This is a genomic window from Hydrocoleum sp. CS-953 (assembly GCF_002260545.1).
GTDB lineage: Bacteria > Cyanobacteriota > Cyanobacteriia > Cyanobacteriales > Microcoleaceae > Trichodesmium.
Map to the genome: position 1 here is coordinate 1 of NZ_LGSU01001407.1, position 12,324 is coordinate 12,324.

Below are 12,324 nucleotides of genomic sequence, written 5' to 3' on the forward strand. Positions count from 1 at the left end.
CCTTTGATTTAACCAGAGAGTGTCAAAAATTGCCAAGACCTGGTACATTAACCGAATATCAGTAAGCAAGATTCAAAGTAAATTTATGAAAGTCCTAGTAATTGGTGGCGATGGCTACTGCGGTTGGGCAACCGCTCTTTATCTTTCTAGTAAGGGTTATGAAGTAGGGATCCTAGATAGTATGGTTCGGCGACACTGGGATATGGAAATTCAAGTGGAAACCCTCACACCTATTGCCCCTATCCAAAAACGTATCCAACGTTGGAAAGACCTAACAGGCAAAAAAATTGACCTATATATAGGAGACATCACCAACTACGACTTCCTTAGTAAAACACTACGTCAGTTTGAACCAGAATCTATAGTCCACTTTGGTGAACAGCGTGCTGCTCCATTTTCTATGATTGACCGGGAACACGCTGTTATGACCCAGGTTAATAATGTTGTTGGTACTCTAAATATTCTCTATGCGATGAAAGAGGATTTTCCAGATGCCCACTTGGTTAAATTGGGAACTATGGGAGAATATGGTACTCCTAATATAGATATTGAAGAAGGTTACATTACTATTGAACATAATGGACGTAAGGATACTTTACCTTATCCGAAACAACCAGGGTCTTTCTATCATTTAAGTAAGGTTCACGATAGCCACAATATTCACTTTGCCTGCAAAATCTGGGGCCTCCGTGCTACAGACCTCAATCAAGGTGTGGTATATGGTGTTGCTCTAACTGGTCTTTTAGATGATGAAATTATCAAAGACGAACTTTTGATTAACCGTCTGGACTATGATGGAGTTTTTGGTACAGCACTCAATAGATTTTGTATTCAAGCTGCAATTGGCCACCCACTAACTGTTTATGGTTCAGGTGGACAAACTCGGGCTTTCTTAGATATTAGAGATACTGTCCGTTGCATGGAACTAGCGATCGCTAACCCCGCAGAAGCAGGTAAATTCAGAGTTNCTTTTAGATGATGAAATTATCAAAGACGAACTTTTGATTAACCGTCTGGACTATGATGGAGTTTTTGGTACAGCACTCAATAGATTTTGTATTCAAGCTGCAATTGGCCACCCACTAACTGTTTATGGTTCAGGTGGACAAACTCGGGCTTTCTTAGATATTAGAGATACTGTCCGTTGCATGGAACTAGCGATCGCTAACCCCGCAGAAGCAGGTAAATTCAGAGTTTTTAACCAATTTACGGAAATGTTTAGTGTGGCTGACTTGGCAAAAATGGTACAGAAAGCGGGTAAAACTATGGATTTAGATGTCAAGATTAGCAACTTGGATAATCCTAGAGTAGAATTGGAGCAGCATTATTTCAATGCTAAAAATACGAATCTACTAGACCTTGGTTTAAAACCTCATTATTTATCTGATTCTCTATTAGACTCTTTGCTCAATTTTGCGATTAAGTATCAAGAAAGAGTGGATAAAAATCAGATTTTACCTAAAGTATCTTGGCATAGAGAAAAAACTCAACAATCAGATTCTGCACAAAATACAATAGTATCCAAAACTAAGGAAACCAATAAAGAATTAGATTCTGTACAAGTACAGTAACATCTAAAACTGAATAAAAAATATATCTTTTTTAAGAAATTTATATTCAGTATATGTAGTAATTTTACNATCAAGAAAGAGTGGATAAAAATCAGATTTTACCTAAAGTATCTTGGCATAGAGAAAAAACTCAACAATCAGATTCTGCACAAAATACAATAGTATCCAAAACTAAGGAAACCAATAAAGAATTAGATTCTGTACAAGTACAGTAACATCTAAAACTGAATAAAAAATATATCTTTTTTAAGAAATTTATATTCAGTATATGTAGTAATTTTACTTGTGGTTGGAATTTGATATAATCAATTTTATAATAGTTTAAACCTGAGTTTTATCTACATATTAAAGGTAAGCATTCAGCTATTACGGGTCAGCTCTTCCTAGGGAATGCTGCGCAAACAGCTTTTGATAGACCTTGCTTTTAATGGCAAGGTTTTAAAAATGAAGCAAGTATTCATTTAACTTCTACCATTTGGAAATCTCCCAATTACTTTTCCCTTCTTTAAAAGTAATATAGCTGACTGCTGAATGCTTACTCTTAAAGCAAGAGGTAAGAGATTTATTTATTACCTTTTCTAATGCAGAAACTAAGATATAAAATTACCTTAAGATTAAGACTTAGTTATATGCAGTTAGTCACCGAAAACTACTTAACTCAAGTTAGTAATTGGCCAGAAAAAGGTAAACATATATTAGCGCAATTTGATGAAAATTCTATAGTTGTCTATCAAGCATATAAACCAAAAATAGGTCGTTTTGCAGCCTTAAAAGGTTATTTTGGTGGTGAATTTAGCCTGAGTAGAATGAGTTGGATTAAACCTAACTTTTTGTGGATCATATATCGTTCTGGATGGGGAACAAAAACAGGGCAAGAAATCATTCTCGCTGTAACTATCAAACGTACAGCATTTGATGAAATTTTAGCTAATGCGGTAGATTCAAAATTTATTCCAACTATTTATAATTCTCAAGAAGAATGGAAAGAAACTTTAAAGCGATCGCCTGTTAGACTACAATGGGACCCAGACCATAACCCCATGGGTGGTAGATTGGAACGACGAGCAATTCAATTAGGACTGCGTGGTGAAACCCTAAAGAATTATAGCCGAGATTGGATTATCAAAATAGAAGATATTACAGAATTTGTACGACAGCAGCGCAGTAATAGAGAATCAAGTAAATGGATTAACTTAATTACACCAAGAGAAGATGTTTATCCAGTAGATAATTCTGAGATAATATACAAACTAGGATTATCAATATTGTAGATAAATCAAGTAGGTTATAAGTATAGCAAGTCAGAAAGAAAGACGTTAGATTATTTCAGGCACAAAAAGTCTTAAGTTACTTATATAACTGAGTTTTGAGCTAATTTATAAATTGAGATACGCAACACAAAAAATTTATCACATTCTACTTAAATTTATTACTATATAAATCAATATTCTTGCTAATATTTTTTCAGCTAATAAATTTATATTTATTAATTTATGAAGATAGCCCTTTTTACCGAAACCTTTCTACCAAAAATAGATGGTATAGTTACCCGCCTATGCCACACTGTTGAACATCTACAACGTGCTGGCGACCAAGTGCTAATATTTTCTCCAGCAGGAGGTCTTACAGAATATAAAGGATCAAAAATTTGTGGCATTGATGGTTTTCCCTTACCCCTATACCCAGAATTAAAATTAGCAATACCAACTCCTACCATTGGAGAAGAGCTAGAAAAATTTCAGCCAGATATAATTCACGTCGCCAACCCTGCTGTCTTAGGTTTAGGAGGGTTATTCTATGCGAAAAAACTGAACATTCCACTCGTGGCATCTTATCATACTCACCTGCCTCAATACCTACATCACTATGGTTTAGGAATGCTCGAAGGCTTACTTTGGGAATTACTTAAATCAGGCCATAACCAAGCAGACCTAAATCTTTGTACCTCTACAGCAATGGTAGAAGAACTAAGGAACCACGGCATTGAACGAGTGGACTTATGGCAGCGGGGAGTAGATACAGAATTATTTCAACCCCACCATGCAAGTCGGGAAATGCGCGATCGCCTCAGTCAAGGAAACCCCGATAGTACAATATTGCTATATGTTGGCCGTTTAGGTGCAGAAAAAGAAATTGAGCGTATTAAACCCATCCTGGAAGCCATCCCTAATGCTTACCTAGCCCTGGTAGGTGATGGCCCTAACAGACAAACCCTAGAAGAACATTTTGCCAATACTCCTACTCACTTTGTGGGATATTTGCGTGGTCAAGAATTGGCCTCTGCTTATGCTTCTGCGGATGCTTTTATATTTCCTTCTCGTACCGAAACTTTAGGACTGGTACTTTTAGAAGCAATGGCCGCCGGTACCCCAGTAGTAGCTGCCAATTCAGGAGGCATTCCTGATATTGTTACAGATGGAATAAATGGTTATCTATTCGATCCGGGTGATGAAAAAGGAGCCATTACAGCAACTCAAAACCTTTTAGCCCGCTCAGAAGAACGAGAAAGTCTACGAAAAAATGCTAGAGCTGAAGCCGAACGTTGGGGATGGTCAGCAGCGACTCAACAATTAAGAAACTATTATAAAAAAATTATCTCATCCTATTCCATGTTGTCAGCAGCTTAAAAATATAAAAAAAAAGGTTTTAAACCTTTTTTTTTGCTAAACTAACCATGCTACTGGACTGACACAGCTAAAACTGTGCAATAGATTTTAACTGGAAAATTCTTACTTTTGACTTTTGACTTTTGACTTTTGAATTCAATCTAATGCACTATTTAAGGTGTGTCAGTGTACTACTTTAGGTTGAAAAATTTAAGCAAAGCAAAATAAACTTAAGTTGGAGCCATTTAACTTTAACAAAAAGAAGTCGAAATGACATTCTCTAATGCTGCAGGCAGTATACTCGCAACATTGACTCAAGTTAATAGTATGGGTCTACTGGCAAGTCGTGTCAAGGATTTGCCAGTAGGAGAGTTTGTTTGTCTGCTGGACTTTATTACTGCAGAGTTTCATCAATATCTCCGGGCTATAGACTTAATTAATAATGAAGGTGTTGAAACTCTACTAGAACAACTATTAGATGCCTTTACTGTAAAAATTGGTCAAGTCCTGAAAGCAGATCAAACAAGTANCTGCTGGACTTTATTACTGCAGAGTTTCATCAATATCTCCGGGCTATAGACTTAATTAATAATGAAGGTGTTGAAACTCTACTAGAACAACTATTAGATGCCTTTACTGTAAAAATTGGTCAAGTCCTGAAAGCAGATCAAACAAGTATTTTCTTGGTTAACCAAGAAAAAAAACAACTTTGGTACAAAACAATAGTTGAAAACACAGGTATATCTCAAGAGTGCAACTTACCAATTAATGTAGGTATTTTAGGTCATGTAGCTACTACAGGAGAAGCACTAAACATTGCCGATGCTAAGAGTCACCCACTATTTAATGAAGAGGTAGACCAACCTCCAGGTTATGATACCCGTACTATTCTTTGTATGCCAATTTTTAGTACCACTAACTCTCACCAACCAGTAGCAGTGGTACGACTACTGAATAAAGCAGATGATGTCCACTTCAATGAAGAAGATGAGCAACTATTCCGCTCTTTTGCTGATTCAATGGGGATTATTCTCGAAAGTTGTCAATCTTTTTATGTTGCAGCTCGGAATCAACGAGGAGTATCGGCACTACTTAAGGCTACCACAACTTTAGGTCAAAGTCTAGACTTGGAAACAACTTTAAGAGCTGTAATGGACCAAGCCCGTAATCTAATGCAAGCAGACCGTAGCACATTGTTTTTACTTAGTAAAGAGACAAATGAACTTTGGACTAAGGTAGCAACAGCGGATAGAAAAGAAATGGTGGAAATTAGAATTCCAGCAAATCGTGGTATAGCTGGTTATGTTGCTTCTACGGGACAAACTCTGAATATTCCTGATGCTTATATAGATCCTCGTTTTGACCCTAGTACAGACCAAAAAACAGGTTATAAAACAAGAAATATTCTGTGTATGCCTGTGTACAATGCTAAAGGTGAATTAATTGGGGTAACTCAATTAATTAATAAAAATCAAGGTAGTTTTACTGCTTCAGATGAACAATTTTTATTAGCTTTTAATGCTCAAGCAGGTATTGCTCTCCAAAATTCTCAATTGTTTGAAAATGTTTTAGTAGAAAAACAATATCAGAAAGATATTCTACAAAGTTTGTCTGATGTTGTAATTTCTACAGATATGCAAGGCAAAATTGTGACTATTAATGAAGCAGCTTTAGAGATGTTGGGTTGCCCTATTAGACATGAAGTTAAAGGTAAAACAAGTGGGCAAATTTGGGAGGAAAAACTGGTTGGTAAATATCTATGGGAAGTTATACCAATTGAAAACCTAAAGTTCCGGGTAGAAGACAGTCTAAATAATGGTACTAGACAATATGTTCCAGAACAAAATTTACGAGTAGGTTCATTTATTAACAAAGAGCAGGAAGAGGAAGAAGAACTAATCCACATCTTAGCAGTTCCAGACCTAAAAAATCCCAATATTTATTTTCCTTGGGGAGAAAACATATCAACAAATATCCAGGAAAATCAGATTCAAAATAATCACAAAAATCACAAAAATATTAGTAAATCAATAGATATATCAGAAATAGATCAAGTCTTTGAACGGAGTGTGAATTTAACAGTTAATCCATTGACAAATCCTGAAGGTGGCGTGCGTGGAGGGTTAGTAGTTTTAGAAGATATTAGTCAAGAAAAACGCATGAAAAATGCTATGTATCGCTACATGACACCAGGGGTAGCAGAACAAGTAATGGCATTAGGTGAAGATGCTTTACTTGAAGGAGAACGTAAAGAAGTAACTATTTTATTTTCTGATATTAGAGGTTATACAACTATTACAGAAAATCTAGAAGCGTCTGAAGTAGTTAAACTTTTGAATCAATATTTTGAGACAATGGTAGAGGCAGTATTTGACCATGAAGGAACTCTAGATAAATTTATTGGGGATGCTTTAATGGCAGTTTTTGGCGCACCATTAGCTTTAGAAAATCATGCTTTGATGGCTGTAAAAACTGCTTTAGATATGCGTCATCGTCTCCGGGAATTTAATTTATCTCGTCCTGATGAAACACAATTTAAAATAGGTATTGGTATTAGTTCAGGAGAAGTAGTTTCTGGTAATATTGGTTCCCAAAAAAGAATGGATTATACAGTAATTGGTGATGGTGTAAATTTGAGTTCCCGTCTAGAATCAATTACTAAACAATATGGTTGTGATATTATTTTGAGTGAGTTTACTTATGAACTTTGTAGAGATCAAATTTTGGTCAGAGAGTTAGATAAAGTTAAAGTTAAAGGTAAACAAAAAGCTGTGAGTATATATGAATTAATTGGTGCAATTTCTCAACCTATTGACCTGGAAACAGAAGAGTTTTTAGAACTTTATATTAAAGCTAGACAAGCTTATACAGAAAAGAAATTTGCCGAGGCAATTAATTATTTTGAGACAGCACAAAAAATCAGACCAGAAGATGAAGCAGTTGCTATACATATTGAGCGATCGCTTGACTATATAAAAACTCCACCACCAAATGATTGGGATGGTAGTTATACTATGACAACTAAATAATTGATAATTGATAATGGATAATTGATAATGAAAACTATCTCTAATTATCAATGTTTTTCCAACTTTTCCCTGTTCCCTGCTATAACTAATAACTGGGCTTTGCATAAATGGGGGATGATTTTAATAGTTTTGTGGAATGGGCATCTTGCCCGTTCCTGATATTTTCGGACAGGCAGGAACAGGCAGGATGCCTGTCCCACCCCACTTAATATTCATCCCTTAATTCAGCAACGCCCAAAATTATTTGTATATTTACTACTGAGATATATTTTTTGTTCCTTATTACCTCAAATACTAAATATGAAACTAACAATATTGGCAATTATCATTATTTTCTCCCAAATTGGCTGGATAAACTCAGCAAAAGCAGCCAACCGAGCAGCTATCAGAAGACTATTAGAAACTAATGAATGTCCAGGATGTGACCTCAGTAGAGCCAACTTATCTAATGCTAACTTGATTGGAGCTGACCTAGCAGGAGCAAATCTCGAAGGAGCAAATTTGTCTGGAGCTAACCTAGCAGTGACTATTCTTGCTGATGCCAATCTTTCTAATGCTAACCTCCAGAAAGCAACAATGAATGATGCGGATCTTCGAGGTGCAGATTTAACAGATGCTTATTTAGGTCATGCTAATTTATCTAGAGCTTATCTGACAAAAGCAAATTTAGAAAATGCTAATCTATTTCAAGCAAATTTGATTGAATCTCTTGCTAGTGGAGCTAATTTATCTAATGCAAATTTACGTCAATCATATTGGTTTCGAGCTAACTTAGAAAATGCAGATTTGAGTGAATCTAATCTTTTCAATGCTAATCTGCATCAAGCAAATTTGAAAGATGCAGATTTTTCTAATGCTAACCTGACTAAAGCAAAATTAATGGAAACAAATATCGCTCTTGCTAATCTCAGTGGAGCAAATTTAGAAGGAGTTAACTTGCGTGGTACAAGCATAAGTCCGAGTGTATGTTTAATCACTAATTTTATAGAATGTGCTACGCCAAAAGTAATTCCTGAAGTGGAATAAAAATTCTATAACGTTAAAAAAAACCCAGGGTTAAAAAAATTGTAGGGGCGGGTTTAACAGGAAAGCTGAATCTAAGTGCAATTAGTGAGCAAAACCCGCCCCCTAAATATTGGGTTTGTTTATCATTAGGGCGGGTTTATCTAAATCTTGGAGTAAGGATGAAAATTCTAGGTAAAACCCGCCCCTACTAGAATTAATGAATCACATCGCCATGAATAAAAGCCAGTAGGGACGCTCCATGGAACGTCCCTACTAATTAATGTTAAAAAAAATGTGGGGGCGGGTTTAACTGAAAACCTTGAGGTAAAAGCCATATAGTTCTCACTGAACCGCTCTCTAAATATTTCGTTAGTTTACGATCGCATAGGTAGGAGATCGCTAACAAGTGTTTATAATAAGCTGCCAATTTTAGATGATTTTCAAAATTTACTAAAACTAGGATTATAGAATATTTTTTTCAAAAATAGTAGATCCTAAAGTCTAATTTAGAGTTAATGGTAAAATTCCTGATAACTATAAATCTAGATTGAGCTACATTAGGCAAGGATAATGCGATCGCCTATTTTTTCTTGACTTTTTATTCTCTCACTAATCTTCAGTATTATTAGTTAGAGATGGGCGATCGCTCACCCTATCACCAGATTTTTGCTTAGGAGCTTTTCTTGCGACGGCTAGCAACTAAACCTGTCGCAACTACACCAAGACCAAATAATGCAGTTGGTTCAGGAACACGAACATCTAGATCGACTTGTGCATTATATGTACCACCACCTATCGCCGCAGTGTCTGAAAATTGAAGTGTTTCAGCAATAACTGAGAAACCAGTCTCTTCTATACCGTCAACTTTTGCCAATATACCTTGACCTTCAGCCAGCATAAATTCTATAGAGTCCGGACCGTTGAACATACCCATAAACTCAGCACCAGCTCCCCAAGTAACGCTTACTCCATTATCATAGGCAAAAACTAGGTCGTTGGTGAGTGCGTATGTAAACTCGGAACCACTGGAGCTAACATATTCAAATTCTGCTACAGAAGCTGCTACATCTTGGACGGGGCTACCATCAAATTCAGGCAGAAAAAAGCCATTTTGCGTAGTAACAAAGTTAAGATTAAAAGGATTAAACTCGATATCAAAAGTATCCCCTACTCCTGGTGTTACTTCACTAAACCAATTATCAGCACCATTACTAAAGGCAAGGCTACCTGCAACAGCTTCAGCAGCGCCAGTACCAGCAAATAAAGCACCTACAGCGAAAGGAATAGCAGCGATGGAAGCAAAGATTTGGTTTTTCATTTTGAAGAATCCTAATGATAATTAGTTATGTAGATTTTTACTCAGTAATTATGAGGTTAATACTTAGTTTCTTTACCCGTTATTCTAGGTAGAAGCTTTAGTTCTTCTCCGTAGTTTTAGCGGTTTGTGAACTTCTCTTGCCCTCATGAATATAAACTAGCTAACCTTACTTAAGCATTGCAAGTCTTTTTCCAAGTCTTTACCGAATCTTTAAGAAAATCTGCTGGAATTTCACTCAATTCAATGGTGTTTCACCAGAGATATTTTTAGCATAAGCTGTAATTTTTTTTACATTCAACCAGGTATTTACTATTAAGCCCATTACTATCTCATAAGCCCATTACTATCTCACACCTACGCTATATGTATGGAAAATGAAGAAAAAAGGATTTATATAGATTTTCAAGCACAATTCTACCGATTGTACCGGAAAATCAAGTAATGTTACCCAGGGATTTATACTGAATGAAAGCAGACTTTTGTGGCTAAGATGAAGTTATGGCAAAGTATGTACAAACTCATTTACAAATAGTCGGTAATCTGGTATGGGCACAAAATCCACTCAGGTGTCACAATATATATATATAGAAATCCTTTTTGATTAACGAAGAGAAACTATCATGGCTAATACCAGTAATTTCCGTCAAGCAATGCGTGAAGCCCAAGGCCAATCCTTAGTTGGCCCCAATGTCATTGCCAATGCTTTACCTTTTGTAGGGGGGGGCCTAGTTCTTACAGCAGTAGGTACATTTGGTGGCCTAGGAGTCTTAACTTCTAACCCAGGTATATTTATGACTACATTCTGGATAGCCCTCATCGCAGAATTAGTCCTATTTTTTGTTGCCCGTGGAATTGCGGAAAAAGGCAATAACAATGTAGCCCTACCTTTATTAGCTACTTATAGCCTGCTATCCGGATATACTCTGAGTGGTTTAGTATTTGTAGCTTTAAGTACCCAAGGTGTAGGTATTGGGGGAGTAGGTTTTGCTGCCCTGGGTTGTGGTGTCACCTTTATTGCAGCTCGTCAAATAGGCTCAAATTTGTCTGAAGAAGATGGCATGGCCTTAACAAAAACTGTTAGCCTCGGCATAATGGCTCNAAGTACCCAAGGTGTAGGTATTGGGGGAGTAGGTTTTGCTGCCCTGGGTTGTGGTGTCACCTTTATTGCAGCTCGTCAAATAGGCTCAAATTTGTCTGAAGAAGATGGCATGGCCTTAACAAAAACTGTTAGCCTCGGCATAATGGCTCTATTAGTGGCAGTTGTCGGCCAAGTTATTTGTAGCTTTTTTGGTATTTATACAGCAGGTTGGTTAGAAATAGCTATTTCTGGCATTGGTGTATTTTTATTTGCTGGTGCTGCAGTAGTAGATTTTTACATTTTGCCCCGTACTTATAGGGACGATCAGTATATTCCCGCAGCTCTCTCAATGTATTTAACCTATATCAACCTATTTATCTTTATTCTGCGACTAATAATTGCGATTAGTGGTGGTGGTCGCGACTAGGTATTAATAGCAGTAAATAGTTGATGGGTAGGGGTTTGGTGACCAAACCCCTGCTTTTGGTATTTTCCTTCCCTGGTAGCACAGGCTTCCAGCCTGTAGGCACGATTTTATATGATGGGGTGACGGGGCGGGTTCATTTAATCAAATGTTGGTATGATTAATTTCAACTGGAACCCACCCCTACTAAATGTTGATACAGTTGATACAGAGGATTTCCGAAGAGCATGAGGTAGACTTCTCACAGGCAAGATGCCTGTGCTACAAACTAAGACTTTTTTGATTAGGAGGCGATCGCCATGGAAGTATTAGACATTAAACGAGAAATAGAAAATTTGTCCTCTCGCCTGGGAACAACCCAGGACTATCTTTGACATTCCCGCACTTAAAGCAAAAATCGAAGATTTAGAACAAATTGCTGCTCAACCAGAATTTTGGGATGACCAAACGACGGCACAAAATACTCTGCAAGAACTTAACGATCTGAAATCCCATCTTCAGCAATATCAACAATGGCAAAGTAATTTGGAAGATACTAGGGCGATCGTTGAGTTATTGGAATTAGAAACGGATGAATCTTTGCTGGAAGAAGCGAATGTGACAATTTCTAATCTCAACCGCGATTTAGACCAATGGGAGTTGCAGCAATTATTATCCGGTCTATATGACCAAAATGGAGCAGTTGTAACTATTAATGCTGGTGCAGGAGGTACAGATGCTCAAGATTGGGCAGAGATGTTACTGCGGATGTATACTCGCTGGGGAGAAGAGCATAAATATAAGGTGCAGTTAGCCGAAATTTCTGAGGGAGACGAAGCAGGTATTAAGTCTGCAACTTTAGAAATTATGGGTCGTTATGCTTATGGTTATTTAAAGGCGGAAAAAGGTACTCATCGCTTAGTTAGAATTTCACCTTTTAATGCTAATGGCAAACGACAAACCAGTTTTGCTGGTGTGGAAGTGATGCCTATATTAGACCATTCTGTAGAGTTGGATATTCCAGAGAAGGATTTGGAAATTACCACTTCTCGTTCTGGTGGTAAGGGCGGTCAAAACGTGAATAAAGTAGAAACAGCGGTGCGAGTAGTTCATGTTCCCACAGGTCTTGCTGTGCGTTGTACCCAAGAGCGGAGTCAGTTACAAAATAAGGAGAAAGCTTTGGCATTACTCAAAGCTAGGTTACTGATAATTGCTCAAGAGCAACGCGCTCAAGAAATTGGAGAAATCCGGGGTGATATGGTAGAAGCAGCTTGGGGAAATCAGATTCGTAACTATGTTTTCCATCCTTATCAA

6 protein-coding genes and 5 pseudogenes are annotated in these 12,324 nt (G+C 37.0%); 10 read left to right on the forward strand and 1 reads right to left on the reverse strand.

The window, feature by feature from the left end:
- Positions 1 to 85: 85 nt before the first annotated feature.
- From AFK68_RS28375 to AFK68_RS28405, 7 genes and pseudogenes are all read left to right on the forward strand, one after another.
- Positions 86 to 967 (forward strand): NAD-dependent epimerase/dehydratase family protein (locus AFK68_RS28375; protein ID WP_094677082.1); only part of this gene is annotated, 882 nt, incomplete at its 3' end.
- Position 968: 1 nt separating this feature from the next.
- Positions 969 to 1,571, forward strand: a pseudogene (locus AFK68_RS28380) (NAD-dependent epimerase/dehydratase family protein); the annotation flags it as partial.
- A gap of 581 nt (positions 1,572 to 2,152) precedes the next feature.
- Positions 2,153 to 2,842 (forward strand): DUF4291 domain-containing protein, encoded by a 690-nt coding sequence (locus AFK68_RS28385; RefSeq protein ID WP_246844518.1) that lies wholly within the window; start codon positions 2,153 to 2,155, stop codon positions 2,840 to 2,842.
- 222 nt (positions 2,843 to 3,064) lie between these two features.
- The gene (locus tag AFK68_RS28390; protein ID WP_094677070.1) at positions 3,065 to 4,198 is read left to right on the forward strand and encodes a glycosyltransferase family 1 protein; all 1,134 of its coding nucleotides are present in this window, start codon (positions 3,065 to 3,067) and stop codon (positions 4,196 to 4,198) included.
- 249 nt (positions 4,199 to 4,447) lie between these two features.
- A pseudogene (locus AFK68_RS46815) lies at positions 4,448 to 4,706 on the forward strand (adenylate/guanylate cyclase domain-containing protein); the annotation flags it as partial.
- A gap of 1 nt (position 4,707) precedes the next feature.
- Positions 4,708 to 7,206: pseudogene (locus AFK68_RS28400) on the forward strand (GAF domain-containing protein); the annotation flags it as partial.
- Positions 7,207 to 7,506: 300 nt separating this feature from the next.
- A complete protein-coding gene (locus AFK68_RS28405; RefSeq protein WP_094677076.1) occupies positions 7,507 to 8,232 on the forward strand; it encodes a pentapeptide repeat-containing protein in 726 nt (241 codons plus the stop codon).
- A 649-nt stretch (positions 8,233 to 8,881) separates the two neighbouring features.
- On the opposite strand, the gene AFK68_RS28410 is transcribed toward AFK68_RS28405, so the two are convergent.
- Positions 8,882 to 9,529 (reverse strand): PEP-CTERM sorting domain-containing protein, encoded by a 648-nt coding sequence (locus AFK68_RS28410; RefSeq protein WP_094677078.1) that lies wholly within the window; start codon positions 9,527 to 9,529, stop codon positions 8,882 to 8,884.
- A 620-nt stretch (positions 9,530 to 10,149) separates the two neighbouring features.
- Between AFK68_RS28410 and AFK68_RS42780 the strand changes: the two genes are divergently transcribed.
- The 3 genes and pseudogenes from AFK68_RS42780 to prfB form a co-directional block, all read left to right on the forward strand.
- On the forward strand, positions 10,150 to 10,627 hold a 478-nt coding region (locus AFK68_RS42780; protein WP_246844519.1), incomplete at its 3' end, for a Bax inhibitor-1 family protein.
- Position 10,628: 1 nt separating this feature from the next.
- A pseudogene (locus AFK68_RS42785) lies at positions 10,629 to 11,034 on the forward strand (Bax inhibitor-1 family protein); the annotation flags it as partial.
- Between the two features lie 296 nt (positions 11,035 to 11,330).
- Positions 11,331 to 12,324, forward strand: a pseudogene (gene prfB / locus AFK68_RS28420) (peptide chain release factor 2); the annotation flags it as partial.

What these genes read in the sequence shown, in the direction of transcription:
- AFK68_RS28385 (WP_246844518.1), top strand. Translation starts at nt 2,153, where the DNA reads ATGCAGAAACTAAGATATAAAATTACCTTAAGATTAAGACTTAGTTAT.
- AFK68_RS28390 (WP_094677070.1), top strand. Translation starts at nt 3,065, where the DNA reads ATGAAGATAGCCCTTTTTACCGAAACCTTTCTACCAAAAATAGATGGT.
- AFK68_RS28405 (WP_094677076.1), top strand. Translation starts at nt 7,507, where the DNA reads ATGAAACTAACAATATTGGCAATTATCATTATTTTCTCCCAAATTGGC.
- AFK68_RS28410 (WP_094677078.1), bottom strand. Translation starts at nt 9,529, where the DNA reads ATGAAAAACCAAATCTTTGCTTCCATCGCTGCTATTCCTTTCGCTGTA.